Annotated in this window: 22 protein-coding genes; 9 read left to right on the forward strand and 13 right to left on the reverse strand. The window is 66.5% G+C overall.

Annotated elements, in window-relative coordinates; genetic code table 11:
* Positions 1 to 236: 236 nt before the first annotated feature.
* On the reverse strand, positions 237 to 1,982 hold the full coding sequence (locus ACZY1F_RS01215) for an ABC-F family ATP-binding cassette domain-containing protein (protein WP_463939851.1): 1,746 nt from the start codon (positions 1,980 to 1,982) through the stop codon (positions 237 to 239).
* A gap of 221 nt (positions 1,983 to 2,203) precedes the next feature.
* Between ACZY1F_RS01215 and ACZY1F_RS01220 the strand changes: the two genes are divergently transcribed.
* The gene (locus ACZY1F_RS01220; protein ID WP_463939852.1) at positions 2,204 to 2,719 is read left to right on the forward strand and encodes a histidine kinase; all 516 of its coding nucleotides are present in this window, start codon (positions 2,204 to 2,206) and stop codon (positions 2,717 to 2,719) included.
* Complete coding sequence (locus tag ACZY1F_RS01225) at positions 2,719 to 3,582, forward strand: DUF4097 family beta strand repeat-containing protein (RefSeq protein ID WP_463939853.1); 864 nt, start codon at positions 2,719 to 2,721, stop codon at positions 3,580 to 3,582. The genes ACZY1F_RS01220 and ACZY1F_RS01225 overlap by 1 nt, the downstream gene beginning before the upstream one ends.
* A gap of 12 nt (positions 3,583 to 3,594) precedes the next feature.
* On the opposite strand, the gene ACZY1F_RS01230 is transcribed toward ACZY1F_RS01225, so the two are convergent.
* The 3 genes from ACZY1F_RS01230 to ACZY1F_RS01240 are packed head-to-tail and all read right to left on the reverse strand — an operon-like array spanning position 3,595 to position 6,305.
* Positions 3,595 to 4,473: a metal ABC transporter permease gene (locus ACZY1F_RS01230; RefSeq protein ID WP_248758922.1), complete on the reverse strand. Its 879-nt coding sequence runs from the start codon at positions 4,471 to 4,473 to the stop codon at positions 3,595 to 3,597.
* 3 nt (positions 4,474 to 4,476) lie between these two features.
* On the reverse strand, positions 4,477 to 5,295 hold the full coding sequence (locus ACZY1F_RS01235; RefSeq protein WP_463939854.1) for a metal ABC transporter ATP-binding protein: 819 nt from the start codon (positions 5,293 to 5,295) through the stop codon (positions 4,477 to 4,479).
* Positions 5,292 to 6,305: a metal ABC transporter substrate-binding protein gene (locus ACZY1F_RS01240; RefSeq protein WP_463939855.1), complete on the reverse strand. Its 1,014-nt coding sequence runs from the start codon at positions 6,303 to 6,305 to the stop codon at positions 5,292 to 5,294. Before ACZY1F_RS01240 ends, ACZY1F_RS01235 begins: the two co-directional genes overlap by 4 nt.
* Before the next feature lie 160 nt (positions 6,306 to 6,465).
* Here ACZY1F_RS01240 and ACZY1F_RS01245 point away from each other — a divergent pair, with 160 nt between their 5' ends.
* The 5 genes from ACZY1F_RS01245 (at position 6,466) to ACZY1F_RS01265 (ending at position 11,042) form a co-directional block, all read left to right on the forward strand.
* Positions 6,466 to 7,227 carry a CPBP family intramembrane glutamic endopeptidase gene (locus tag ACZY1F_RS01245; RefSeq protein WP_463939856.1) on the forward strand — a complete coding sequence of 254 codons (762 nt, stop codon included), beginning with the start codon at positions 6,466 to 6,468 and terminating at the stop codon, positions 7,225 to 7,227.
* A gap of 136 nt (positions 7,228 to 7,363) precedes the next feature.
* The gene (locus ACZY1F_RS01250) at positions 7,364 to 7,804 is read left to right on the forward strand and encodes a VOC family protein (protein WP_463939857.1); all 441 of its coding nucleotides are present in this window, start codon (positions 7,364 to 7,366) and stop codon (positions 7,802 to 7,804) included.
* A 21-nt stretch (positions 7,805 to 7,825) separates the two neighbouring features.
* The gene (locus ACZY1F_RS01255; protein ID WP_463939858.1) at positions 7,826 to 8,791 is read left to right on the forward strand and encodes a 1,4-dihydroxy-2-naphthoyl-CoA synthase; all 966 of its coding nucleotides are present in this window, start codon (positions 7,826 to 7,828) and stop codon (positions 8,789 to 8,791) included.
* Between the two features lie 81 nt (positions 8,792 to 8,872).
* Positions 8,873 to 10,081 carry an AMP-binding protein gene (locus ACZY1F_RS01260; protein WP_463939859.1) on the forward strand — a complete coding sequence of 403 codons (1,209 nt, stop codon included), beginning with the start codon at positions 8,873 to 8,875 and terminating at the stop codon, positions 10,079 to 10,081.
* Positions 10,082 to 10,160: 79 nt separating this feature from the next.
* Entirely contained in the window at positions 10,161 to 11,042 is an 882-nt protein-coding gene (locus ACZY1F_RS01265; protein WP_463939860.1) for a 1,4-dihydroxy-2-naphthoate polyprenyltransferase, read from the forward strand.
* On the opposite strand, the gene ACZY1F_RS01270 is transcribed toward ACZY1F_RS01265, so the two are convergent.
* Positions 11,039 to 11,365, reverse strand: a complete 327-nt coding sequence (locus ACZY1F_RS01270) for a DUF4229 domain-containing protein (RefSeq protein WP_463939861.1) — start codon at positions 11,363 to 11,365, stop codon at positions 11,039 to 11,041. The genes ACZY1F_RS01265 and ACZY1F_RS01270 overlap by 4 nt on opposite strands.
* Before the next feature lie 60 nt (positions 11,366 to 11,425).
* On the opposite strand from ACZY1F_RS01270, the gene ACZY1F_RS01275 reads away from it, so the two are divergent.
* Positions 11,426 to 11,815, forward strand: coding sequence for a PLD nuclease N-terminal domain-containing protein (locus ACZY1F_RS01275; protein WP_463939862.1), 390 nt, complete (start codon positions 11,426 to 11,428; stop codon positions 11,813 to 11,815).
* A gap of 7 nt (positions 11,816 to 11,822) precedes the next feature.
* The gene (locus ACZY1F_RS01280; RefSeq protein ID WP_463939863.1) at positions 11,823 to 12,416 is read left to right on the forward strand and encodes a hypothetical protein; all 594 of its coding nucleotides are present in this window, start codon (positions 11,823 to 11,825) and stop codon (positions 12,414 to 12,416) included.
* An 11-nt stretch (positions 12,417 to 12,427) separates the two neighbouring features.
* Here the strand turns inward: ACZY1F_RS01280 and ACZY1F_RS01285 are convergent, their stop codons facing one another.
* From ACZY1F_RS01285 to ACZY1F_RS01320, 8 genes are all read right to left on the reverse strand, one after another.
* Complete coding sequence (locus ACZY1F_RS01285) at positions 12,428 to 13,915, reverse strand: dynamin family protein (protein ID WP_463939864.1); 1,488 nt, start codon at positions 13,913 to 13,915, stop codon at positions 12,428 to 12,430.
* Complete coding sequence (locus tag ACZY1F_RS01290; protein ID WP_463940378.1) at positions 13,912 to 15,801, reverse strand: dynamin family protein; 1,890 nt, start codon at positions 15,799 to 15,801, stop codon at positions 13,912 to 13,914. Before ACZY1F_RS01290 ends, ACZY1F_RS01285 begins: the two co-directional genes overlap by 4 nt.
* A 177-nt stretch (positions 15,802 to 15,978) precedes the next feature.
* On the reverse strand, positions 15,979 to 16,929 hold the full coding sequence (locus ACZY1F_RS01295; RefSeq protein ID WP_463939865.1) for an IniB N-terminal domain-containing protein: 951 nt from the start codon (positions 16,927 to 16,929) through the stop codon (positions 15,979 to 15,981).
* A gap of 165 nt (positions 16,930 to 17,094) precedes the next feature.
* A complete protein-coding gene (locus tag ACZY1F_RS01300) occupies positions 17,095 to 19,164 on the reverse strand; it encodes a LuxR C-terminal-related transcriptional regulator (RefSeq protein ID WP_463939866.1) in 2,070 nt (689 codons plus the stop codon).
* A gap of 3 nt (positions 19,165 to 19,167) precedes the next feature.
* Positions 19,168 to 21,615 (reverse strand): Hsp70 family protein, encoded by a 2,448-nt coding sequence (locus ACZY1F_RS01305; protein ID WP_463939867.1) that lies wholly within the window; start codon positions 21,613 to 21,615, stop codon positions 19,168 to 19,170.
* A gap of 154 nt (positions 21,616 to 21,769) precedes the next feature.
* Positions 21,770 to 22,918 (reverse strand): c-type cytochrome biogenesis protein CcsB, encoded by a 1,149-nt coding sequence (gene ccsB, locus ACZY1F_RS01310; protein WP_463939868.1) that lies wholly within the window; start codon positions 22,916 to 22,918, stop codon positions 21,770 to 21,772.
* Entirely contained in the window at positions 22,918 to 24,660 is a 1,743-nt protein-coding gene (gene resB, locus ACZY1F_RS01315; protein WP_463939869.1) for a cytochrome c biogenesis protein ResB, read from the reverse strand. Before resB ends, ccsB begins: the two co-directional genes overlap by 1 nt.
* Positions 24,660 to 25,415 carry a cytochrome c biogenesis CcdA family protein gene (locus ACZY1F_RS01320; protein WP_463939870.1) on the reverse strand — a complete coding sequence of 252 codons (756 nt, stop codon included), beginning with the start codon at positions 25,413 to 25,415 and terminating at the stop codon, positions 24,660 to 24,662. Before ACZY1F_RS01320 ends, resB begins: the two co-directional genes overlap by 1 nt.

Here is a 25,415-nt window from a genome sequence, read left to right on the forward strand (position 1 = left end):
CCTTTCGGCCGGCGGGAAACTGGCATAGGCCAATCTTCCGCCGCCGATGTTTCCACCCGCCGGTCCGTGCGTAACGATCCCTTTACGCAAAACTCACCGTTTCCGGGGCGCCGCTGTGTGGGCGGGTAGGCGGGCCTGCCCTGCCCTGCTGGCGGCGCCGTTTCGACGGTTCCCTGCCGGTACGATGGCCGCCGACGTCGAGCGGGCAGGGAACCGTCGAAACGGGCAGTGCGGTGTCAGGCCGGGGCCAGAACGCCCTTGTCCATCGAGTACCGGATCCAGCGGCCGGATTCGTCCGTGCGCGAGGTGTCGCTCTTCTTCGCGCACCGGGCAAACCAGTCCCGGAGGGCGCGGTCGTGGCTGACCATAACCAGGGTCCCCGTGAAGCCGGCGAGCGCCTCCTCGAGCTGCTCCACCAGAACCGGAGCCAAGTGGTTGGTGGGTTCATCCACAATGAGGGTGCCGTAGCCGCCCAGCAGCAGGCGGGCCAGGGCAAGCCTGCGCTGCTGGCCGGCAGACAGGCTGCCCACCGGGACGTGGAACTCGCTGGTGCGGAACAGCCCCAGGCGCAGGAGGGCTTCGGCATGCTTATCAATGTTGCCCCCAAGACCGGCCGCGAAGGCCGGCAGCAGGCGGAGGGTGGGCCGCTGCGGCAGTTCGAGTTCCTGCTGCAGATAGCCGACCCGCGCCGGCCGCTGGACCAACCCTTCGACCGGCTCCAAGGTTCCCGCCAGCACGGAGAGCAGCGTGGATTTTCCGGCGCCGTTCGGGCCGGTGATGAGGATCTTCTCGCCCGTGCGGGCCGCGAAATCGGTGACGCCCAGGCGGCCGGGAACAGCGACGCCGCGGGCCGCGAGGACCGCCGGACCGGTCAGGAGCGAGTCCCCGGTTCCCGCAGCCGCCCCGGGGGCTCCAGCCGCCCCGGACCGCGCAGCCGCACCAGGCGCCGCAGACAGAGTCTCAGGATCCACTGCCAGCTCGGCCGCAAGCCGCAGCGGCACCGGCGGGCGGTCGATGGGGCTCGCTTCCAGCCGACGGAGCCGTTCCTGCGCATTGCGGACCTTGCTGCTCGCCGCCTTCTGCCAGGTGCCGGCCTTGAAGTCGAAGCCCACCTTGTCATTGTCGCGCTGGCGGGCGTAGCCCATCTTCCCGGCCACAGTGTCCGCCTGCCGCTGCTCGGCATCCATCGCATCGATCCACTCGTGGTACTGCTGGACCCAGCGCTGGCGCTCGGCGGCCTTCTCGCGGAGGTACCCGTCGTAACCGTTGCCGTAGCGGGTCACAGCACGGCGCTCGGCGTCAACCTCAATCACCGTGCTGGCAACTTTTCGCAGCAGCACGCGGTCGTGGGACACCACCACCACCGTCCCGCGATGGGCAGCCAGCCGGTCCTCCAGCCAGGCAGTTCCACGGGCATCGAGGTGGTTGGTGGGTTCGTCCAGGAGCAGGACGTCTGCCGGATCAGCCAGGACACAGGCCAGCGCCACGCGTTCCTGCTCGCCGCCGGAGAGCGATCCCAGCGTCCGCTTCCGGTCCAGGCCACCCAGGCCCAGCCGGTCGAGGGCCGCCTCCACACGGGATTCCGCGGCGTAGCCCTCGCGCAGCTGGTACTCGGTCTGCAGCCGGCCGTAGGTTTCCAGCTCGTCGTCCTCGGCATCGGCGAGGCCAGCCTCCAGCCGGTCAAGCTCGGCTTCGAGGCCCCGCAGTGAGGCCAGTGAAGAGTCGACGGCGGCCCCCACGGTGAAGGATTCCGGCAGCCCGTGCGTCTGGGCAAGGTAGCCAACTCGGCCGTGGCTGACCGCAGTTCCTTCGTCAGGCGCTTCCAGCCCGGCCAGGATACGGAGCAGCGTCGACTTGCCGGCGCCGTTTTCGCCGACGATGGCAACATGCTCGCCCGCCGTGATGATCAGGCCGATTCCGTCCAGCAGCTGCCGGTCGCCATAGCCATGGGAGACGCCGGAAAGGTTCAGGTGTTCAGTCAAGACAAGTCCTCGCAAGATTCCGCAGTGTGGCCGCCGGAACTGATGCTCGACGGCGGCCCTGGATTCGGGGAAACAGCCCGGTCTTGCCGGGCCGCTGCTCAGGACTTCATCGCTCCAGCTTCCCCGTCGGAAGCCGCAGCGTCAAGCCGGGACGCCATCGCTGACACCATAATCTGCCAGAAGGTATTGACGTGACACCAGAATGACGTCAACATGGTGTCATGCAACTCAGCCAGTACGTCTCAGCCGTCCAGCACCAGCTGGGCGTCGCCGCCGAAGCCGGTGGCCCTGAGGCCCGGGAACTCAGCGAACGCCTCACGGCCGCGCTCGAGTCCACCGTCCGGCTCGTCCTCCTCGAAGCCCTCTCCGACGCCGCCAGCGAGATCACCCTCGAACTTGCCCCGGCGTCGGTGGAGGTACGGCTCCGGGGCCGCGATCCGGAGTTTGTGGTCACCAGCCCGCCCGCCGCCAGCGACTTCGAAGCGGTGACGGAACGGTCCGCCCCGCCGGCACGGCCGGCCCCGGAAGAGTTCGACGGCGCCAGCACCTCCCGTACGACGCTCCGCCTTCCGGATCACCTCAAGCAGCAGGTTGAAGAGGCCGCCGGCCTCGAAGGCCTGTCCGTAAACTCCTGGCTGATCCGGGCCGTCGCGGACGCCCTCAACGGCAGCCAAACCACCCAACGCACCATTCGCCGCGATCCGGGCGAGCAGACCTTCACAGGATGGGCACGCTAATGACAACTTTCGAGACCCCCCAACCAATCGCCGTCGTGGTGGACGTCTCCGTCCGTGCCGACATCATGGTTGTCGCCGGCAACCGCACCGACACCGCGGTCAACATCCGGCCCCGCGAGGTAACCCGGGCCATGGACATCAAGGCTGCGGAGCAGACCACAGTGGACTATGCGGATGGACGCCTGCAGGTACGGCTGCGTCCCCAGCGCCGCCACAGCTGGTTCGGCGACGGCGGCGCCGTGGACATCACCGTTGAAGTGCCCATCGGCTGCAGCCTGGAGTTGAAGTCCGGCATGGGCGACCTCCGTTGCGAGGGCGAATTCAGCTCCGCCGAACTGAAGACGGACATGGGCCACGTCCACCTCGATCACTGCACCGAACTCCGCGCCCACACAGGCATGGGCGATGTGACCGTGGAACGCGTCGCGGGGCGGGCCGAAATCAAGACCGGCTCGGGCAAGATCCGGATCCGGGAAATCGACGGGACCGCCAACGTCAAGAACGGCAACGGCAGCACGTACATCGTGGATGCCGCCGGTGAACTCAAGGTCAGTGCCGCCAACGGGGACGTATCCGTTGAACGCGCTGGCGACACGACCACCATCAGGGCCTCCAGCGGTGACATCACGGTAGGCGAAGTGGCTCGCGGAACGCTTACCGTCCAGACCGCCGCGGGTTCTTTGGCCATCGGCGTCCGCGAAGGCAGCGCCGCGTGGCTGGATCTCAGCACCAAGTACGGGCGCGTCCGCAACGGGCTCGATGCCACCACCGGGCCAAGCGAGACGGACGCCAAGGTGGAGATCCGCGCCCGCAGTGCCTACGGCGACATTACTGTGCGGCGCTCCCCCGTTCCCACCAGGTGAGCAACGCGGGGTTTAGCCGACCAGGACCGCGGCGGCTTTCCTGCGGCGGGCCTTCGCCAGCCGGGTGCCGATCAGTCCCTGCCGCGGGCTGAACAGGTAGACGGCGGCGAACACCACGCCCTGCGTAAGCACCACCATGGCGCCCGAAGCCGTGTCCAGGTAGTAGCTGAAATAAATGCCCGCGATGGAGCACACGGCTGAAATCACCGGGGCGATGACCAGCATCCGGTTGAAGCGGTCCGTGAGCAGGTAGGCGGTGGCGCCCGGGATGATGAGCATGGCCACCACCAGCACCACGCCCACGGTCTGCAGGGCCACCACCGAAGTCAGCGCCAGCAGCCCCATCAGCAGCGCCCCCAACCGTTTCGGCGAGAGTCCGATCGCGTGGGCGTGAGTGGGATCGAACGCGTAAAGGGTCAGGTCGCGGCGCTTGAGGATCAGGATGACGAAGGCCACGACACCGAGCACCAGCACCTGGATGAGGTCCGGGATACTGACGCCCAGCAGGTTGCCGAAAATGATGTGGTTCAGGTCAGTCTGGCTGGGTGTGACGGAGATGAGCACCAAACCCAGCGCAAACAGCGAGGTGAACACAATGCCGATCGCGGCGTCCTCCTTCACCCGGCTGGTGTTGCGCACCACGCCGATCAGGGTCACCGCGATCAGCGCGAACACCAGCGCACCGAGCGCAAACGGGGCGCCAACAATGTAGGCCAGCACCACGCCGGGGAGCACGGCATGGGAGACGGCGTCGCCCATCAGGGACCAGCCGATCAGCACCAGCCAGCAGCTGAGGACGGCACAGACGACGGCGGCGAGCGCGGTGGTGACGATGGCGCGGACCATAAAGTCGTAGCTGAGCGGTTCGAGCAGGATGTCGAGGAGTTCCATGGGTCAGCCCCTGCTCTCGGTGGTGGCGGCGCTGGCGGCAGCGGGATGGACGACGGCGGCCGCGACGGCGGGATGGGCAGGTTCCGGGAGGTCGCGGTTCAGCACGTCCAAGCCGAACGCCATAGCCAGGTTTTCCGGCTGCAGCACCTGCTCGGGGGCGCCGTGCATCAGGACCCGACGCATAAGTAGAACGGCTTCGTCGCACAGTCCTGGGAGCGCGTGCAGGTCGTGGGTGGAGATCAGGATAGTGCAGCCGTCGGAGGCGAGCTCGCGCAGCAGCCGCGTGATGGTGGCCTCTGAGCGTTTGTCCACGCCAGCGAACGGTTCGTCCAGGAGCATCATGGTGGCGCCCTGGGCGATGCCGCGGGCCACAAAGGCACGCTTCTTCTGCCCGCCGGACAACTGACCGATCTGCCGGTCCGCAAACTCGCCCAGTTCCACGCGGTCCAGTGCCTGGTCGACGGCGGCGCGGTCGGCCTTGGAGGGGCGCCGGGTGAAGCCCTGGTGCCCGTAGCGGCCCATCATCACCACATCGCGGACGGACAGCGGGAACTGCCAGTCAACGTCCTCGCTCTGCGGCACGTAGCCGATCCCGCCCTCCTTGCGCGCCTTGGTAGGTGACTGCCCGCCGATCAGCACGCGGCCGGCGTCGGGCTTGATCATTCCCATGATTACCTTGAACAGGGTGGATTTACCGGACCCGTTCATGCCGATCAGACCGCAGATCCGGGCGGCATCTACGGTGAGTGAGGCGGAATCGAGCGCCAGGAACTCGCCGTAGTGGACCGTGACGTTTTCAACCAGGATGGCTGGGGTGCTCATGATTTCGCTCCCGGGGACCCTGTGGAGGCGCTGGCGGAGGTCCCGGCCAGTGCCTTGGTGATGAGGTCGGCGTCGTGCCTGATCAGGTCCAGGTAGGTGGGTACCGGGCCGTCAGCCTCGGACAGCGAATCCACGTAGAGCGTGCCGCCGAACTTCGCTCCGGTGGCGCCCACCACCTGCCGCATGGGGGCGTCGGACACCGTGGATTCACAGAACACGGCGGGAACCTGGTTGGCCTTGACGTACTCGATGGCGCGGGTGATCTGTTGCGGCGTGGCCTGCTGTTCGGCGTTGACCGCCCAGATGTAGACCTCTTTGAGCCCGGCGTCGCGGGCCAGGTAGGAGAAGGCTCCTTCGCAGGTCACGAGGGCCCGCTGGTTCTCCGGGAGGCCGGCGAGGCTTGCCTTCATCTCGTCCTGCACACCCTGCAGTTCGGCCTTGTAGGCGTCACCGTTGGCTTTGAACACCGCTGCATTATCCGGGTCAAGCTCGCTGAACGCCTTAACCATGTTGTCCACATAGATCTGTACGTTCACGGGCGACATCCACGCATGCGGGTTAGGTTTGCCCTGGTAGGAGTCCTCGCTGATGGACATGATCTCCACGCCGTCGCTGACCACCGCGTGCGGCACGTCCAGGCCCTCCACAAACTGGCCGAACCAGGCCTCGAGGTTCAGGCCGTTGTCCAGGATGAGGTCCGCTTTGGCGGCCTTGCGGATGTCGCCGGGGGTGGGTTCGTAGCCGTGGATCTCGGCGCCCGCCTTGGTGATCGATTCAACGGTGAGCTTGTCCCCCGCAACGTTCCGGGCGACGTCGGCCAGCACCGTGAACGTTGTCAGGACCACTGGCTTGTCACTGTCGCTGTTGCCTGACGCGTCACCCCCGCACGCCGTCAGGGAGAGGGACAGAACGACGACGACGACGGCGGCGCCAGCAGCGCGGAACGCCGCTGATCCCCGGGCGAGGGTTCGGGCGGCTACTTTGGCGCGCCGAAACAAAAAGTTAGGCATGCCGAATATTCTACGGGACGCCGTTCTGGCCCCGCAATGTGACGCCCACCCGCCGCCACCCTCAGCCCCTCCCCTCCCAACTAGGTAGCAGCAGATGTCGTTTTCAGCGCTCAAAACGACACCTACTGCTACCCAGTTGGGCTGGAGCTAGGCTGAACGTATGGCCACCACACACCGGAAACCACCCGCGCCGCAGCCCGACCTGTACCGGTTTTCCGCGCTTGATTTCACCGCGGTCGGCCTCTACGTGGCCGTGGCCGGACTCTTCGCCGTTGCCGGGGAACTGCTGGTACCGTTCATCCGCCAGCTTGCCCCCAGCCCGGCCGCGGCCTCGTACGCCGTGAACCTCATCTTCTATGGCTCGATCGGGATCCTGGCGCTGACCGCCGCCCGCCGGGTGGTGGCCCGGGACCTGCGCGTACTTGCCACCCGCCCGTGGTTCACGCTTCTGATGGTGCCCGCGGCGGTGGTGGCCATGATGATCTTCACGGCCGTGGTGGTGGCGGCCAGCGGCGGGGTTCAGACCTCCGCGAACCAGGCCGGTCTGCAGGCGCTGATGCAACAGGTGCCTGCCTGGCTGATAGTGCCGGTCCTGGTGGTGGTGGGCCCATTTGTGGAGGAGTACATTTTCCGGCACCTGCTGATCGGCAAGCTCAGCCACCGGCTCAACATCTGGCTGTGCTGCGCCCTGTCCGTGGTCCTCTTTGCCGGCATCCACATCGCGGGCCAGGAGGAGATCACCTTCACCGCCCTGTTGCCGTATCTGGCCATGGGCGCCACTCTGGTCTTTGTATATGTGTGGACCGGGAAGAACGTGATGTTCTCCTACTTTGTGCACGCAGCCAAGAACCTGCTGGCGGTCATCTTCATCTACGCCATCCCGCCTGAGGTCTTCGAGCAGCTCCAGCAGGTTCAGCCCTAACAGCATGTCAACCCAACCAACGCGGGGTCAGATATAGCCGCTGCGTAGCCTCCAGATGGGCCGTAAGTGACCCCGCGTTGCAGTGATGGGGCCGCCCACCCTACCCACCAGCCGCCCGCCGTCGTATTTTGGTGGGATGGGACTAAACATCCAGATCGTTGTGGACAGCAAGAACCCGCATGAGCTCGCCGACTGGTGGGCGGAAACCCTGGACTGGGCGGTGGAACCGCAGGACGAGGGCTTCATCCGGTCGATGATCAGCCAGGGCTATGCCACGGAAGCGGAGACGCTGGTCCACAAGGGCAGACTCGTGTGGCGGACAGGTCAGGCCATCCGCCCGCCGGAGGAAATCGCCGCAGCCGCCCCCGCCCGACGCATCCTGTTCCAAACGGCACCTGAAGGAAAGACCGTCAAGAACCGCGTCCACTGGGACGTTCGCCTGGATGGCCGGGACAAGGCTGACGTACTAAAAGAGCTGGAAGCCCGCGGCGCCAGCTTCCTGTGGACGGCCAGCCAGGGCCCGCACGAATGGCACACCATGGCCGATCCCGAGGGCAACGAGTTCTGCATCAGCTGAGCCGATTACTAGACTTGTCCGGTGAGCAACCAACTTCCCGCCAAGGTGTCCGATGTCTTTGACCCCACCCGCTGGCGCACCGTGTCCGGTTTCGACGACTTCCAGGACATGACCTACCACCGGCAGGTCGAGCGTGTTTCGACGGGCTCAACAACCGGAACGGAATCCAGGGACCTGCCCACCGTCCGTATCGCGTTCAACCGCCCGGAAGTCCGCAACGCCTTCCGCCCCGGCACCGTGGACGAGCTCTACCGCGCCATGGACCACGCCCGCATGACGCCAGACGTCGCCACAGTCCTGCTCACCGGCAACGGCCCCTCGCCCAAGGACGGCGGACACAGTTTCTGCTCCGGCGGGGACCAGCGCATCCGCGGCCGCGACGGGTACAGGTATGCCGACGGCGAGACGCAGGAAACCATCGACCCCGCCCGCGCCGGCCGCCTCCACATCCTCGAGGTCCAGCGGCTGATGCGCACCATGCCCAAGGTGGTCATCGCGGTAGTGAACGGCTGGGCTGCCGGCGGCGGACACTCCCTGCACGTGGTCTCGGACCTCACCATCGCCTCCCGCCAGCACGGCAAGTTCAAGCAGACGGACGCCACCGTGGGCAGTTTCGACGCCGGGTACGGCTCTGCGTTGCTGGCCCGCCAGATCGGCCAGAAGTCCGCCCGCGAGATCTTCTTCCTGGCCCGCGAGTACTCTGCGGACGACATGGTCCGCATGGGCGCCGTCAACGAGGCCGTCGACCACGAGCGCCTCGAAGAGGTGGCGCTGGAATACGCCGCGGACATCGCCCGGCAGTCACCGCAGGCCATCCGCATGCTGAAGTTCGCGTTCAACCTTGCCGACGACGGCCTGGCCGGCCAGCAGGTCTTCGCCGGCGAAGCCACGCGCCTGGCCTACATGACGGACGAGGCGGTGGAAGGAAAGGAAGCCTTCCTGGAGAAGCGGGACCCGGACTGGTCCCGCTTCCCGCACTACTTCTAGGCACCCTGGCACCTCCCAGGCACAAAACTTCCAAGCCGGCCGGCCTCCAGGCCCCGGCTGACTTCAAAGGCAGGACGGCACATGAATCTCGGAACCCAGACCATCGGTCCCACGGACATCGACCCGGTGCTCAAAGCCCTGGCCGCCGCCCTCCACGGTGAGGGACCCGCCGTCGAACTTTCCGTAGGCCCCAACGGCGAACTGGTGGTGGGACACACCGAGACGCCCGGCTGCGATGACGCAGTGGCGGTGGTCCGCACGTCCGGCTCGACGGGCGCGCCAAAGGCTACCATCCTGACCGTCGAGGCGCTGGCGGCCTCATCCATGGCCACCGCCCTGGCGCTCAAGGGTGAGGGCCAGTGGCTCCTGGCGTTGCCGGTGCAGTACGTGGCCGGCGTGCAGGTCCTGGTGCGGTCGCTGTTCGCCGGCACCCGGCCGTGGGTCATGGACATGTCCGGCGGCTTCACCCCCGAAGCCTTCACGGCCGGCGCCCTGGAGCTGACCGACAAGTTCCGCTTCACGTCGCTGGTTCCCACACAGCTCCAACGCCTCCTGGAGGCGCCGTCGCCGGAGACTTTGGCCGTCCTGCGGCGGTTCAACGGCATCCTGCTGGGCGGCTCACCGGCGTCGGCCGGGCTGCTGGACGCGGCCCGCGAGGCCGGCGTCAGGGTGATCACCACGTACGGGTCCGCGGAAACCTGCGGCGGCTGCGTGTACGACGGCGTGCCGCTGGAAGGCGTCCAGGTCCGGGTGGCCGAGGACGGCCGCATCCTGCTCGGCGGCGACACCGTGGCCGCCGGATACGTGGATACGCCCGAAGCGACGGACACCTTTTTCGAGGAGGACGGCGTCCGCTGGTACCGCACCAATGACCTCGGCACTTTGGACGCGGACGGCCGGCTCACCGTGCTGGGCCGCGCCGACGACGTCATCATCACCGGCGGCGTCAAGGTCTCCGCCGCGCATGTGCAGGAAGAGCTGGAAAAGTCCGACGGCGTCGCGGCGGCTTTTGTGGCGGGCGTCCCGTCCGCGGAATGGGGCCAGGCCGTGGCCGCCTTTGTTGCCCTCGACGGCGCCAGCTCTGGTGCCGGTGCCAGTTCTGGTGCCGGTGCCACCGGCACCCCAACGGGGGATCACGCCGTCGTACTCAAAGAGGAATGGCACCGGCGGCTGGGCCTCGTGGCACCGAAAACCGTGCTGGCCGGCCCGGAACTGCTGATGCTTCCCAATGGCAAGCCGGACCGCCTGGCGATGATCGACCGGCTCAACGCCCTGCATCAGGGAAAGTAGAGTAGACCTGCACCGGCGGCCCGTTCGCGGCCGCCACGACTGTTTCATCGTTCTCCCGACCCAACACGAGGTACTGACCGTGGCCACAGCCGCACAATGGATCCAAGGCGCCCGCCTCCGCACTTTGCCGGCCGCCATCGCGCCGGTACTGATCGGCACCGCCGCGGCCTACGAGCTGGATTCGTTCCGCCCGGTTAATGCAGTACTGGCCGCCCTGGTGGCGCTGCTGCTGCAAATCGGCGTGAACTACGCCAACGACTACTCCGACGGCGTCCGGGGCACCGACGAGGACCGGGTAGGGCCGCTGCGGCTGGTGGGCTCCGGCGCCGCCGAGCCGCAACACGTGAAATACGTAGCGTTCGGCGCCTTCGCCGTGGCCATGCTGTTCGGCCTGGCGCTGGTGGTGATCACCCAGAGCTGGTGGCTGATCCTGGTGGGAGTTGGCTGCGTCATGGCCGCCTGGGGCTACACCGGCGGCAAGAACCCCTATGGCTACATGGGCCTGGGAGACGTCTTTGTGTTTGTCTTTTTCGGCCTGGTGGCGACGCTCGGCACCACCTACACCCAGGCCGGCCAGGTCAACCTGCCGGCCGTGATCGGCGCGATCGGCACCGGCCTGATTGCGTGCGCCCTGCTGATGGCCAACAACGTCCGCGACATCCCCACGGACATCCAGGCCGGGAAAAAGACCCTGGCAGTGCGGCTGGGCGACAAACACGCCCGTGAAAGCTACGTGCTGATGCTGGCCGTGGCCATCTTGCTGGTGGTTGTCCTGGCTCCCGGACGGCCGTGGATGCTGATCGTGCTGCTGCTCATCCCGGCCTGCCTGATGCCCGCCTGGCTGATGATCAACGGCCGCAAGCGCAAGAGCCTGATCCCCGTGCTCAAGCAGACCGGCCTGATCAACCTGGGCTACAGCCTGCTGTTCTCACTGGGACTGGTCCTCAGCCACGGATTTTAGGCCTCGGGCGCCTTCGTTTCGGGTGCCTTCGGGCCGCTGTTCCGGATGGTGATGTCCGGGTTGGCGTCAAGGAGGCTGTCCTCGGCTTCGGCATCGGCCACCTCGCCTTCACTGCGCAGCGGCTTGGCGTTGCCGGAGAGCCGGCCATGAATGGCGGCAGCGGCGTCGTCGCGCTGTTTCTGGAAGAAAAGGTAGCTGACCGCAAACGCGATCAGCGCTGCGCAGATGACTGACAGCACCGCCCCCAGCTGCAGGAACATAAAAAGCACAAAGAGCGGCGCAAACAGCGCCAGCCGGATCAGGGAGTATTTCAAAAAAGCCACGGTCCAAGTTTAGCCGCCCTGCCTGAACGCCCCCCACCTTCGGACGATAGACTTGATGGCATGCTCTTCCGTGTGGTTCTCGCCGTCGCAGTTCTCGTCATCTTTGTGTATGGCCTGGTGGACGTGATCCGCACTGACGGCCGCCTCACCCGCGGAATCTCCAAGCCGGCCTGGATCGTGGTGATGATCGTCCTTCCCGTGCTCGGCGCCATCCTGTGGCTGTTGATCGGCCGTCCGCGTGACTCAGCACCGGTCCGCCAACCACGCAGCCACCCCACCGCGCCGGATGACGATCCCGATTTCCTCCGCAACCTGGAAATGCGCCGCCGCAACCAGGCCGAGGCTGCCCGCCTGAAGAAGCTCAAGGATGACCTTGAGTCGAAGGCCAAGCACGACGGCGATGCCAGCACGGGAGACGCGGACACCCGCGATACCGGCGACATGAAGTAGGAGACATATGGCCCAGCACCCCGACGGAGAATCCCAGCAGCCAGTTGCACCCGCCGGGGCAGCTGCGGCCCCTCCTCCGCCGCGGCCCGGGCTGTCCTACGCCGCGCCGGCGCCCATCGTGGTCATTCCACCAACACCACGGAGCGTCCGCCTGGCCCGGTCACTCTGGCTGCTCGGCTTCGTTGCAGGCCTCGCCGTGATCATCGGCTCCTTCCTCACCCGCACCTCCCACCTTGAGCGCCTCCGTACAGTGGTGGAGCAAATGGCCCCGGGCGGGGACGCAAACGCGGTGACCACGTCGGCAGCCATTGTTTTCTGGGGCAGCCTCAGCGGGTCGCTCCTCGTGATCCTGCTGCAGGCGGCCATGCTGGCGGTTGTCTCTGCACGCCACGGCTGGGCCCGCTGGCTGATGATCCTCTTGCTGGCCGGCCAGATCCTGGTCATGGTGCTGGCTGCCGCCTTCCTCGTGCCCGAGGGAGACGCCGGACGGAACGTCCTTCTCCTGTGGGGAGCCCAGCTGCTTCTGGCCTTCGTCGGCCTGGTGGCGCTGTTTATGCCGTCGGCCGGCAGGTGGCTCAAGGAGAAACGGAAAGCCCCGTAGCGGTTCAGCTTTCAGGCGCCCTGCCGCTGCAGGGCGTTGGACTCCGCCAGCACACCTTCGCAACTGCGAACCACAACGCGGCACACGTCCAGCCCCGACCGGTCGGTCAAGGGGTTCTCCGCGGCCAGCCGCCACCGGTTCAGGTACTCCCGGGCCGCTGCGCTGATGTCCTCCGGCGATGATTCCGGTTCCAGGCCCACGCGCAGGTGCGCCGCCGTGCCGACGCCGCCGATCAGCCTCTCCGCTTCCTCGGCCAGATCATGGCTGAGGGATGTTCCGGTGGTGCGCAGTGTGGCCAGCAGGTGCAGCTCGCGGAACTCGTGGGCGTTTGCCTGGAGGCGTTCCAGGGCCGCCGCGAGGTGCCCGGAGCCTTCCCGCGGGGATGCCCGGAGAAGGGTTTCCACCCCCACCAGGGCAGTGCGTGCCTTCAAGGCGTCGGCGCGGGCGTGGAACTGGCCGGCCACCATGGCCAAAAGCGGGTCCAGTCCACTGTGCCGGGCAAGCTCGCGCGCCAAGGGTGTGGGGTCGGTAAAGCCAGCCCGGATCAGGACCACGCCCAGCCGGATCCCGAACAGCCCGAACCGCTCCAGCAGCGAAGCCCTCGCGTCTGGACCAAGGCCTTCCGGAATACCGGCGCGCAGGAACCGGTCAGCGGAGAGCAGCAGCCGTTCCCGGGCCGCTCGGTCCAAGGCTGCAAGAAGGGCCAGCGACTGGTAGTCTGCCTGGCGCATGCTCCGCGCGCTTTGGGCCAGCAGACCGGCTACCGGGACCACCCCCAATGCCAGCTTTCGCAGGCTGGGGTCCCGGCGGTACCGCTCCGCGATCTCGCCCGCAGAAAGCAGGGAATCAATCCGCCCCGCGCCGATCTCGTCGGCCCTGGACAGGACGGCCAACGCGTTGACGGTGCCGGACCGCCCCGTCTCGGTGTCCCTGAACGACTCCAGAAACCGTATATCGGAGGCGTGCATGTGGCGCATGAGGTAGATGACGGCGTCGGCCTCTGACGGCGAGTCGGCCGGCGTGAGGAAACTGAGGGACTTGGCTGACACGTCCTCGGTCAGCGAGGCAATTCCCGGGGTATCGATCAACGTGACCTCCCGCAGGCTCTCCGCCGGCCATTCAACCACCAGCCGTTCCACGTCATCCGAACGGTGCCGGCCAAGAACGAAGACCAGCCGCCCGTTCTCCCGCTTGAGCGGCAGGGTGCGCGGTTCGCCGGCCACCGGATAGAGGGTGATCTTCGGCGTGTGGCCATGCCGGTACCAAGTGACGATCCGGGTGCATTCACCGGTGTCGGTCGGAGCGATCTCTTCGCCGATGATGGCGTTGAGCAGGGTTGACTTTCCTGCCTTCACCATTCCCGCAATGGCGATCCGCAGGGGTTCAGCCAGCCGGCCCGCGTAGCTTTCCAAAGCCGCTGCCGCAGCAGGATCATCGCGGTAGACGGCCAGGGCATCCTGGATGAGGTCCGCCACTCCCGCGATGGTAGATTCCCTCATCCGGCCGACACCACCGCCGGTACGCGACGGGGCACCGACGCGGCACCCTGTGCAGCCCTGGCAACCGGTTCGCTGACGCCCAGTTTCACAGCGGCCTGCCGGAGCGCGTCCACCCGCTTGAGCTCGGCCTTGATGTCCCGGATACGCATTTCTTTTTCCAGCTTGTAAGTAGTGGCGGCCTTCTGCGCGGCTGCCACCGAATCGGACAGCGAGCGGTGGTGCTCCTCGGCAATCTCGGTGAAGTGGTCGCGGGTGGACCGCTGGACCAGGCGGAGCCTGTCCTTAAGCTGCTTTCCCACCTGGAACACCACGTCGTCCACCTGCCGGCGGACCAGGGCCTTGGCTTCCATCTGCCGACGTTTGAGCCTGCCTTCCTTGTCCTCCCGGTATGCTTTGCGGCCCAGGAGGAGGCCAGCCCCAACGGACAACGGATTGATCAGGGCCATACCGAAGATCCCTGTCAGCAGGCCGAACATCAGCACGCCTCCGTAGGAGCCCCGCATGCCGATGAGGACTTTCTGCACGGGATTGATCCGTCCGTCATCCAGGCCCGGCATGTCGTCCACGGGGTCCAGGGCGTCCCCTGTATCGGAGACCCGCAGGACCGGAAGCGCCACCTCATCCTCGGAGAAGTGTTCGGCCACCTGGGCAGCCAGCCATTGGGCCCGCTCGCTGGTCCACACGAAAGTGTCAGAAATCGCCGCTGCCGTGCACTCTTCGAGCCAAGCCGTGAACGCGGTCCACGTGGGCCCGGGATCCCCCTGGTCTATAGCCGTCTCGGCCTCGCGTTGGATCCGCCGCAAGCGGTCCCGCAGGTCGTATTCCATATCGGCAATCAGATCGCCGATGCCGTCGTTGAGCGTGATCTGCCAGCGGGCAGAGCGTTTGCGGAGGTCATCGGCCTCCAGCTTCGCCGACTCGAGGCCGGCGATCATCGCGGGTGTCCCCGCAGGGTCCTCCAGCGCAGCCAATTCAGACTGCAGGGAAAGTCGAAGGTTATCCGTGACGGAGAGGAGGTCCTGGCTCACCGAGCGCCGCTGGATCCGTTGGGCCTTTCCCACGATTTCATTCCGGAGATAGCCGATCAGGTCAGGAAAGCCCGATTCGCTGTTCAGTTCTGCGTCCTGGAGCCGTGTGGCTTCCAGCCGAAGATCCGAGGACAAGGGGATCAGCGGGATGTCAGGCGAAACCTGGGAGAGGTGCCCCCGGTCCAGTTCAGCCACTCGGCGCCAGTCCGCGTACAGGTCCGTCTTGGACAAGACCCCCACCACGCTCGGGGTGATGCGCATGGCCTGGCGCAGGAACCTGATCTCCGGCTCGGTGTATTCCTGGGACGCATCCGAAACGAGCAGCATGGCGTCGGCCGTTGGCAACGCAGTCAGGGTGGAAAGTGTATGGGTGGACCCCAGGCCGCCGACGCCGGGCGAGTCAACAACGGTCAGGCCGCCAGCCAGCAATTTACGCGGCAGGAACACTTCCGCGGCCACCAGCTTCTTGGCGTTGCCGGGGTTTCCGCGCTCCGAAACATAGGCGGCGAGCTCCCCAATGTTGATGGACTGGCGTTCAAGTCCCGCTTCTTCGCCCGGTTCAGCGTCTGCGCGAGGCAATAGGACAGACGCCGACGCCGGCTCACCGTGCCGGACGATGGTTGGCACCGAGGTGGCGATGTCGTCGTCGACGGGGCAGACCGGTGCGTTGATCAGGGCGTTGATGAGCTTGCTTTTGCCTTGCTTGAATTCACCCACCACAATCACGCGGATGCTCGGATCGCGCAGCCTGCGAAGGGTCTGGTCCAGGCGCTTCCGCAAATCGGTGCGCTCGCCGTCGCGGACGATTTCGATGCCCTGTTCCACCAGCTCGATCAGTTGTGCCGCCGTCGTGGGCATCGGGGACCGTGCCGGTCCTGGGGAGTCTGCCGTCGTTGCCGGAAGCCCGGGTCGTTGCGTTTGAACCACTGCCAGTCCTTTGGTCAGGTCCCGAATAGGGGACGTTGGGGTGGGCCGGGAAGGGCCCGGCAGGAGGTTTGATTCCTGCCGGACACTGCCTGGATACCTGTGACTTGACTAAAGGTTGACGTCGTCCTCGGCGTTAATCTCGGTGTTTCCGACGTCCTCGACCTCGACGTTGGTGGAGTTGTCCTCCGTGAACTCGAGCTCGTTGTCGGCAACAACGACGTTGTCCTGGACCGTGGTGACCTCCGAGTTGTCCTGGAAGGAGTCCTCAACATCCACGTCGACGTCCGTGTTGACGGACTGGTCCGAGTTGTCCGTTACTTCCACGGAGTTGTCGTTGAACGAATCCTCAACGTCCACGTCGGTCTCTTCCGAATTGTCGACGCTGTTGTCCGAGTTGTCATTGAACGAATCGTCAACGTCGACATCCAGGTCGGTGTTGAAGGAGTCGTCAATGTCCGTATCGGTGTTGCCGACCTCGGCGTCACGGCCGGCATTGACGGAGTTGTCCGTCGAGCTGTCATTCGAGTTGTCCGTGTTGTAGGAGTCCTCAATGTTGTTGGAGTCGTCCATGTCGACGTCGTCGCCGGCAGCCACTGCCCGGTCACCGGAAGCGACAACAGAGTCATTATCGAACCACTGCTCGACGTCGCCGTCAGCCCAGATGTTCTGGTTGACGGACTGGTCGGTGATGGTGTCCCGGTCATCCACCGATGATGTGTACGAGTAGTTGTTCACCACGTTGGTCAGCTGATTAACAGCAAGTTCATGGTCGCTGTGGCCACCTGTCGGAGGAGGGGTGACGGCAACGGCGCCGCCACCGCCGGTTGTAGCGCCGTTGCCGCCCGTGTTGTACGAACGGTCGAAGGAGGAGGCGTTGACCGTGATGGGTGCGTAGTCCAGGACAACGGGCAATGCTGCGTCAACATCCGCAGAGCAGACGCCGCCGAGGCCGTGGTCCTCGAGGGACCGCTCTGGATCGTCCAGGAATTCCTTTGCCGCCTCCTGGTTTCCGAAGAGGCTCATCAGGAACAGGACGAGGTCGTTTGCGAGTGTAGGCATGGGATGATCCTCAAATCTTCTCTGAGTTGTGGGTAGCCCGGCGTCGTTGCCGGGCTTGAATCAAAAGTACGGTTCGGCCCACGGACCGGGCATCGGGTCGGTTCCCCCTGCCGGCGGGGCCCCCGCCGGGGGTCCGCCTGCCGTCCTGTTAGGGGTACTAGGGGATCACTCCCGTTGGGGGTTTTCAGATCCCAGGGCAAGCCGGAGCCGGACCAACAGATCGGATCGGTTTTCAGCACCCAGACGACGGCGCATCCGGGCAATATGGTGCTCGGCGGTCCGCGGAGAAATGTAGATTGCCTCCCCGATTTCCCGGTACGTTTTTCCCTCCAACACCAGCCTCGCGACGTCCTTTTCGCGTTCGCTCAGCATCGAGCCGTCCGGCTGGATGCTGCCGTTGCCCTGTTCCGTTGCAGCCGCGCTGGCCGCCTCGGATTGCCCGGCGGCGTTCGCCCCCGCAGCGTTCGCTCCGGCGGTGCTGCCCTGCGGATGAAGGTCCCGGGCGCAGGAGAGCAGGCGCACCATGTCCTTGCGCTCATCCGCGCGGGCGGCGGCGTGGCCGGCGAGCCGCGCACCTTCCCAGGGCATCCCGACGGCGTTGAGTCCACGGGCGGCCATCTCGACGTCCGTTGCCCGGAACTTTCCGGCAAGGACCGACACCCAGGCCTTGCCGGCCGCAGCCAGTACCGACGCGAGGTGGCTATGGTCCACTGCCCGTGCCAGCGCCGCTGCATGGGGTGCAAGATCCGCCGGGCTGTCACTCAGCAATGCTGCCTGGACGGCGGCCCAGTGCATGGGCACGGCCCATAGCGGTGGCTGCCCAAGGTCTTCGAGGAGCTTCCACGCCTCGTCAAGGTAGAGCGAGATCCGCCGGGTCTCGCGCAGCCGGGCGGCCGTGATCATCAGTTCCCCCCACGGCAGGAGGCTGTACAGGTCCACCGAGGTGTGCAACATGGCTTCGCGGGCGCGATCCCACGCCAAGAGCAGGTCATGGACTTCGCCACTGCGGCGTGCCAGGCCGACTTCCAATGCGGCACAGAGGAATTCGTCGCGGGGAACCAATGGCCAGTGGTTGGCCTTGCAGGCCTCGTTGACGGCCAACCGCGCATCGTCCGGGTTGTCCTGCTGCATTGCGGACCAGGCCTGGAGTAGGAACAGCCGTGGCTTTGCTGCGTCGCCGCCCTGGCAGGCAGTTGTGGCGGCGCGCACGATGGTTTCCCCCAGATGGGGTTCGCCGCTGTGCAACGCGACCAGCGCAGCGAGGGCACCAGGAGTGTCCGTCAGCGGGAGGGCTGACCCTGAGGCGTTCATCATGTCAGATGCGTGGATCAGGATCGGAAGGCCTTGGTGCGGGTCACTCGCCAGTGACTCAAGGATGCCCTGGCCCGTTTGCGCTTGGGCCACGGCCAGGAGTGTGGGCGACGTCGGGGCGGAGCCGGCCGGAAACATCGCTTCGGCACCGGCACGGTTGCCGCTGCCGGCCATGGCCACCGCGGCGGATGCCGCGGACGGGCCAACCCGTTCCGGCCCCAACCAGGCGTAGACGTCCGCACTACGGGCCAGCAACCCGCGCTGGGCCCATACGGCGGCTGCAACGTCCACACCGACACGCAGGTCCGGCGGGTCAGCGCACACAAGCAGCCCGTCGATGATCCGTCCGGCGGCATCCAGATCACCCGTGGCTGAAGCAGCCTGTGCCCGTCGGGACGCGGTACCCAGCTCATCGGCACCCGCCAGCAGGGCCTCATCGAACAGTTGGACGGCCAGGACCGGGTCATGTTCCAATGCCCTGTCGCCGGATTTTTCGAGTTCAGCTGCAACACGTTGGTCGACGAGCCCGCTGCGTGCCAGATCACGGGCAAGATCGCCCAAGGGGAGGCCCTCCGCAGCAAAGCATCCCACCAATTCGCGCTGCAGCGCGTGGATGCGGGCCGGCGGCGTTGCCGTCAGGAGAGCGTGCCGGGCGGTGCCCACCACGGTTCCGTCGGGCTGGAGCAGTCCTGACGATTCCGCCCTGGCCACCAGGGAGTCCAGGCCGTCGCCGGTCACCTTGCGCTCGAGTTCGTGTGGCAAAGGCCCGGGGAGGGTGAAGCCCACCGACAAGGCAAGCAGGAGTTCGCGGACGGTGGCATTCTCACCGCGAAGCTGCTGCGCCAGGTACTGGGGGCTTTCAGTTGGGACCGGCTCCAGTTCGGCTGCTGCAGGGGGCGTGATGTGAGGCTGTCCCGTCACCATGCGTCAGGCCGCCGGCACTGTCACGGTAGGCACAGGGGCCGGGGGTTCAGTTGCTGGTGGAGGCACAGGGGCCGGGGGTTCAGCCGTCGGTGGCGGCGGCGCTATTGTCGGCACAGGCACAGGCACAGGCACAGGCACCGGGGCCGGGGCCGGGGGTTCAGCCGTCGGTGGCGGCGGCGCTATTGTCGGTACAATCGTCGGCAGCGGTTCCGACGCCGGCACAATTGTTGGCAGGGGCTCCGGCGGTACCGTCGTCGCAGGCGGAACGGTAGGCGGTACCGTCGTCGCAGGCGGAACGGTAGGCGGTACCGTCGTCGCAGGCGGAACCGTCGGCGGAACGGTAGGCGGAACCGTCGTCGGCGGAACGGTAGGCGGAACCGTCGTCGGCGGAACGGTAGGCGGAACCGTCGTCGGCGGAACGGTAGGCGGTACCGTCGTCGGCGGAACGGTAGGCGGAACGGTAGGCGGTACCGTCGTCGGCGGAACGGTAGGCGGAACGGTAGGCGGTACCGTCGTCGGCGGAACGGTAGGCGGTACGGTCGTCGGCGGGGTCGTCGGCGGGGTGGTCGGCGTGGTCGTACCAGGCGCCGGCGTTGTGGGACCAGGATTTACGGTGGGCGTCCCCGGGCCGGCCCCGGCGGCAGCCCGGGTGGGATCACTTGCACCACCGGGGGTTGAACCCGGGGCTGCGCCGCTTGCCGACGGTGACGCCGACGGCTTGCTGGCGGGCGACGCCGCAGCTTCTATTCCGGCCCCGCTGGCGGGAGTGGCCGCAGGCTTCTGCGCGCTGACCTCAATGCCCACACTCGGTTCCTGCGGGGCCCCGGCTTCACCGGCGGCGGCTCCCGCGCCGCCGCCAGCTCCTCCGGCCACTAACCCGCCGGCATCCGTGCCACCCGGCGCATCGGGTGTGGGAGCCGCGGGCACCAGAGGAGCGAACATGGCCGTGAGGCTTTCCAGCCCGCCGGGACTTTGGGCAGCGGTAGCGCTGAGCACGGTAAATAGAGCCGCTGCAGCGGCCACCGCAGTCAGCCGCGCCGTGGGCCGCGTTCCGTGCAGTCCGGCGCGAGGTGCGTGGGCGCCCGCATGGGCACCCGTGTGTCCCTTGGCTCCGGCGCCAGTTCCAGCGGCGGAGGCGCCAGTTCCAGCGGCGGAGGCGCCAGCGATGGAACCAAAAGCGGCCCCCGGCTTCCGGGACCAACTGGCTCGACGGTTGGCTTCATGGACAGCGGCTGCCATGGCGGCCCCCTGGACTGTCCCGCCCTGCACCGCGTCGCCATGCACAGCGGCGGCAAGGTGCCCACCCGTTTCGAGAAGCACGACGGCGGCGTCCGCCTGTGCGGCCACGTCCGGTTGTGCGGTCAGCTCCGGCCGCGCGCGCAGCGCGGCAACTGTGGCGCCGAGGCAGACGGATGCCTTAGGATCGGCGTCCACGGCGATTGGCCGGTCCAGCTCTTCGGAAATCAGCTGTGCCACCAGCGGAATGCGGGACGAGCCTCCGATCAGCAGCACGGCAGAGAGGTCCTCCGGAGTGAGCCCAAGGTCCTGCAGGGAACGTTCAAGAGCGTCCACGGTCTCCCGGATCTGCTCGCTGATCATTGCCTCAAACTCGGCACGGACCAGCCGTACCTGCTGCTGGATCCCCGGCAGCAGGACCGGAATGTTGGCCTCGCTGTCGGCGGACAACGCTTCCTTGGCCTCCACACATTCGCGCCGCAGCCGCGCCAGTGCCGCAAGGGCGCCCGGCTCCGCGGGATCAAGGCCGGCCAGTGCCTGCCCGGTGTGAGCGGCTACGTGCCGCAGGACAGCAGCGTCGAAGTCGGCCCCGCCCATGCCCTCGATCCCCACCGGACGACCCCGGAGCTCGAAGTGGCCGGAATCGGTTTTCCTCAGGACTGCGGTATCGAAAGTCCCACCACCGAGGTCGTAAACGGCGATGGTGGTTCCGTCCTCTACCCGCACCTGGCTGGCATAGTGCAGCGCTGCGGCTTCCGGCTCGCTGACCAGCGTGACGTGGTCGAGGCCCTTTGCGGCCAAGGCCGCGAGGAGGAGTTGCGTCCGGTGAGCGCCCCACGAGGCAGGGTGGGAAAGGACAATGGCCGACGGCGGTGCGCCCTCGCGCTCTTCAGCGCGGTCGGCGACCCAGCGGACCATCGTGGCGAACACGTCCTGGGCGGGAAGTTGCAGGGTTCCCACCGAGATCGGTACCTCATCGCCCACCCGGCGTTTGAACTCCCGCACCACCCGCTCGGGGGAATCAAGGCCGCGGCGTTCGGCAGCCTCTCCCACCAGAATGGGACCTTCCTCCGGGTAGTAGACCACAGAGGGAACTGCCGTGCTGCGGAGTCCCAGCGGGAGGCTCTCCGGAACACGCGAAGCGTTCAGATCAGTTCGGAGGAGGGCAGCAGCTGTGAAACTGGTCCCGACGTCTATGGCGAGAACGTAGTTCATGGGTACCTCGAAAAACGCAGCGTGCCGTCAGCGAGCTTCATCACCGACGAGCTTCAACCAAGGTAGCATCACCGCCTGCCCGGCAACACCCTCATTCGTACATCGATTGGTGTATTAGGTGAGCGTTGAATCGGTGCGCCGGAGAAACCCCTGCTCAGAGGCCCGAGTAGGAATGCAGGCCATTAAAAAATTGGTTCACGATGGTGAAGTTGAAGACAACACACAGGTAGCCCACGATCGACAGCCAGGCGGCGCGGGTGCCGGTCCAGCCACGCGTGGCACGGGCGTGTAGGTAGCCCGCGTAAACCACCCAGATCACAAAGGTCCAGACTTCCTTGGTGTCCCAGCCCCAGAACCGGCCCCAAGCTTTTTCGGCCCAGATGGCACCGAACATCAGTGTGAACGTCCAGCCGATGAAGGCGATGGCGTTGATCCGGTAGGACAGGTTTTCCAGGCTCAGTGCCGAGGGAACCAGGCGCATAAAGCCAAGCTTGTCAGTCCCGCCGGCAGCCACCGTCTTTTGCCGGTGGGACTGGACTAGCTGCAGTGCGGACATCGCGAACGTGAGGGTGAAAAGGGCCGAAGACATCACCGCGATGGACACGTGGATGATCAGCCAATAGCTCTGCAGCGCCGGAACTAGGTGGCCCACCGGAGTCCAGTAGGCCACGGAGGCGGCCACCAGCATGATGATGGCCAGGCCCACCACGAATGTGCCAAGGAACCGCAGGTCACGGCGGATCAGTACCAGCAGGAACACAGCCACGGCCACAAAAGCTCCCGTGGTCAGGAACTCGTACATGTTGCCCCACGGCACGCGGCCGGACCCGATGGCGCGCGTGAGAACGCCGGCGGCATGAATCAGAACGCCGAGGACGGTGAGGGCAACAGCAACGCGCGCCGGAACACGCCGTTCCGCGGCGTAGCGCATATCGGCGTCAGCGGTTTGCCCGGCCCCGGAAGCGTCGCCGCCCCGCTTGGCAACGGACGACGACGGCCGCTCGGCCCGTCCCACCGGTCCGGCCAGGTGCGAGTCCACCCGGTCCACTGCCACGCTGTCCGCTGCTGAGCCCGCTTCAACGGAAATGCCAGCCGAAGCACCGAAAGGTGCACGGGCACCGGCCATCGCGGGCACCTTGGTCCCGGCAGCTTCGGCCGCCTTAAGGTCAACCGCGCGCAGCGCCTTGCTGCTCTTCGCGAGGTCCCAGGCGAAGGCGATAAAGGCCACGGTGTACGTGCCGGCGGCGAGCAGCATAAACAGCTCGCTGTACTGGCCCATGGTTTCGTTGATGGCGAACGGCATTACTGGTCCTTTTTCGGCCCGATGGGGCCAGCTGGGGTGGTGAGCGAGACTGCGCCATTATCGTCCTGGCGGCTGGGAATTTCCTGGGTGACGCCGGAATCAGGATCGGCATCGTCAGCCTCGAGCTGCCACTCTTCGGAGAGCAGCTTCCTGACGGCAGCGGCTTCCGCGGCGAGCCGGTGGTCCTCACCGCGGGCAAGCAGGCCGTACTCCACCATGGTCCGCCCGTCCTCGTGGGTCCCGGTCCGTACCCAGACGCGGCGCCGGTTGACGTAGAGGGACGTGATCAGGCCTGTCACGGCCAGCAAAGCGAAGATGAGGACGTACAGCTGGCCGGGGTTGTGGTGGATGTCCACACCCACGTATCGCTTCACGCCGTCGAAACTGATGCTTCCCTTGCCGTCCGGCAGGGTGTAGCTCATGCCCGGCGCCAGGGTGATGCCGCCGGCCTCCAGGTTGCGGGCGTTCAGCGGGGTGAGGTCCTTGACGTCGATTTCAAAGACGTTCTGCGGCGAGCCGGTGTCCAGGCCAAGGTCACCGAAGTAGGAGTTCAGGGTCAGCCGCGGGTTGAACAGATCGGGGTCGCCGCTGAAGGACACGCCCTTATCGTTGACGAACGCCGTCGGGAGGAAGAACCCCTGGAACCCGAGCTGGTCCGGCTTGGCGTCCGGGACCTTGATCACCAGGGACGAGTAGTAGTTCTCACCCTGGAGTTTGGCCACCACGGGACCCTGCATGGCCACGTTGCCGGCGCCGTCGCGGATGGTCACCACAGGCGCGTAACCGTTGCCGGTGAGGTAGATGCTGGTGCCGCCCAGGGTCACGGGGTCGTTGACCTTCAGGACTTCCTGCTTGGCAGGCGAGTCCGGGGTTTCCCGGGTGGTGACTTGGGCGTTGAAGTCGATAGGCTGGCCGATTTTGCCCGGTGATTCGCGGTCAAACAAAACGTCGAATTTGTCCAGCTGGATGGAGTAGGGCTGCAGCTGGCTGGACTGGAAGTTGGTGCCAGGGGTGAACTGGTCGTAGCCCACCAGGGTATTCACAAAGGTGTCGCCCTCCACCAGGATGCGCTGGCCGCTGTAGCCGAACAGGCCGCCCACGGCCACGGACACCAGCACGCCGATCAGCGACGTGTGGAACACCAGGTTCCCCACTTCCTTGGCGAAGCCGCGCTCGGCGCCCAAAGACGGCCGCGCGCCGTCGTCGTCCCTCACGTCAACGCGGTAACCGCGCTTCTTCAGCACCCCGGCGGCACTGCGGATGGCGTCCGACGCCGGGAGGCCGGCGTCGGCGGGAACCACCAGGGTGCCGTACTCGGGGAGGCGGGAGAGACGCTTGGGGGTTCGCGGCGGCTGGGAGCGCATGGCCCTGTAGTGGGCGATGGCACGCGGGACCACGCAGCCGATCAGCGAGATGAACAGCAGAATGTAGATGGCCGAGAACCAGGCCGAGGAGTAGACGTCGTAAAGCTGCAGAGTGTCCAGCAGCTTCCCGTAGTCCGGGTTGTCCTTGATGTACTGCGTCACGATGGACGGGTTGGCCGGGCGCTGCGGGAACAGGGACCCGGGCACCGCGGCGACGGCCAGGAGCAGCAGCAAGAACAGCGCCGTGCGCATACTGGTCAGCTGGGTCCAGGCCCACCGCAGCATCTCCACCGGCCCCAGGACAGGCAGCGCCGCCTCAGTTTTGGCTGCGGCAACGGGGGCCGGGGACTTCTTCTTTGCTTTCACGCGCTCGCTCATCAGATCGGCAACTTCACATCGGTTTGGAACCAGTACTGCAATTCGGTGACCCAGGTGCCCCAGACGCCGCTGGCCATCAGCAGGCCCAGCACCACCAGGATCCCGCCGCCGATCCGCTGGATGGCCAGGCGGTGCGTACGGAAGAAGGACATCACGCCCATGCCGCGCCGGACCGCCAGGGCAATCAGCAGGAACGGGATGCCCAGGCCCAGGCTGTAGACAAACGCCAGGAAGGCACCCTTGGCGGCGGAGGAACCGCCGGACAGGCTCAGGAGCTGGACGGCGGAGTAGGTGGGCCCGATGCACGGGGCCCAGCCCAGCCCGAATGTGAGGCCCAGCAGCGGCGCGCCCCACAGGCCCGCGGGTGGCTTGGCGTGGATCTTCGCATCACGCTGCAGCCAGCCGAAACCGCCCATAAACACCACGCCCATGAGGATCACCAGGACGCCCAGCAGTTGGGTGATCCAAGCATTCTGCGAGCCGGTGATCAGCGTGCCAAGCTGGCCGAACGCGCCGCCCAGGAGGACGAAAATCACCGAGAATCCCAACACAAAAAGCCCGATACCCGCCAGCATCCGGCCGCGCTTCTGCTTCTCCAGGTCCACGCCGCTCAGGCCGGTGACGTAGCCCAGGTAGCCGGGCACCAGGGGCAGCACACACGGCGACAGGAAGGACACCAGGCCGGCGAGCAGCGCCACCGGGATGGCAAGCAGGAGCGAGCCGTTCAGGATGGTTTCGGCGAAGGGGCTGTTCAC

This window comes from Pseudarthrobacter xylosi (assembly GCF_055412765.1).

Excerpts from the sequence above, each read along its gene's own strand:
- ACZY1F_RS01220 (WP_463939852.1), top strand. The coding sequence starts at position 2,204 with ATGCAACTCAGCCAGTACGTCTCAGCCGTCCAGCACCAGCTGGGCGTC.
- ACZY1F_RS01235 (WP_463939854.1), bottom strand. The coding sequence starts at position 5,295 with ATGAGCACCCCAGCCATCCTGGTTGAAAACGTCACGGTCCACTACGGC.
- ACZY1F_RS01230 (WP_248758922.1), bottom strand. The coding sequence starts at position 4,473 with ATGGAACTCCTCGACATCCTGCTCGAACCGCTCAGCTACGACTTTATG.
- ACZY1F_RS01275 (WP_463939862.1), top strand. The coding sequence starts at position 11,426 with ATGCTCTTCCGTGTGGTTCTCGCCGTCGCAGTTCTCGTCATCTTTGTG.
- ACZY1F_RS01225 (WP_463939853.1), top strand. The coding sequence starts at position 2,719 with ATGACAACTTTCGAGACCCCCCAACCAATCGCCGTCGTGGTGGACGTC.
- ACZY1F_RS01280 (WP_463939863.1), top strand. The coding sequence starts at position 11,823 with ATGGCCCAGCACCCCGACGGAGAATCCCAGCAGCCAGTTGCACCCGCC.
- ACZY1F_RS01250 (WP_463939857.1), top strand. The coding sequence starts at position 7,364 with ATGGGACTAAACATCCAGATCGTTGTGGACAGCAAGAACCCGCATGAG.
- resB (WP_463939869.1), bottom strand. The coding sequence starts at position 24,660 with ATGAGCGAGCGCGTGAAAGCAAAGAAGAAGTCCCCGGCCCCCGTTGCC.
- ACZY1F_RS01285 (WP_463939864.1), bottom strand. The coding sequence starts at position 13,915 with ATGAGGGAATCTACCATCGCGGGAGTGGCGGACCTCATCCAGGATGCC.
- ACZY1F_RS01305 (WP_463939867.1), bottom strand. The coding sequence starts at position 21,615 with ATGAACTACGTTCTCGCCATAGACGTCGGGACCAGTTTCACAGCTGCT.
- ACZY1F_RS01245 (WP_463939856.1), top strand. The coding sequence starts at position 6,466 with ATGGCCACCACACACCGGAAACCACCCGCGCCGCAGCCCGACCTGTAC.
- ACZY1F_RS01300 (WP_463939866.1), bottom strand. The coding sequence starts at position 19,164 with ATGGTGACGGGACAGCCTCACATCACGCCCCCTGCAGCAGCCGAACTG.
- ccsB (WP_463939868.1), bottom strand. The coding sequence starts at position 22,918 with ATGCCGTTCGCCATCAACGAAACCATGGGCCAGTACAGCGAGCTGTTT.
- ACZY1F_RS01240 (WP_463939855.1), bottom strand. The coding sequence starts at position 6,305 with ATGCCTAACTTTTTGTTTCGGCGCGCCAAAGTAGCCGCCCGAACCCTC.
- ACZY1F_RS01260 (WP_463939859.1), top strand. The coding sequence starts at position 8,873 with ATGAATCTCGGAACCCAGACCATCGGTCCCACGGACATCGACCCGGTG.
- ACZY1F_RS01290 (WP_463940378.1), bottom strand. The coding sequence starts at position 15,801 with ATGCCCACGACGGCGGCACAACTGATCGAGCTGGTGGAACAGGGCATC.
- ACZY1F_RS01295 (WP_463939865.1), bottom strand. The coding sequence starts at position 16,929 with ATGCCTACACTCGCAAACGACCTCGTCCTGTTCCTGATGAGCCTCTTC.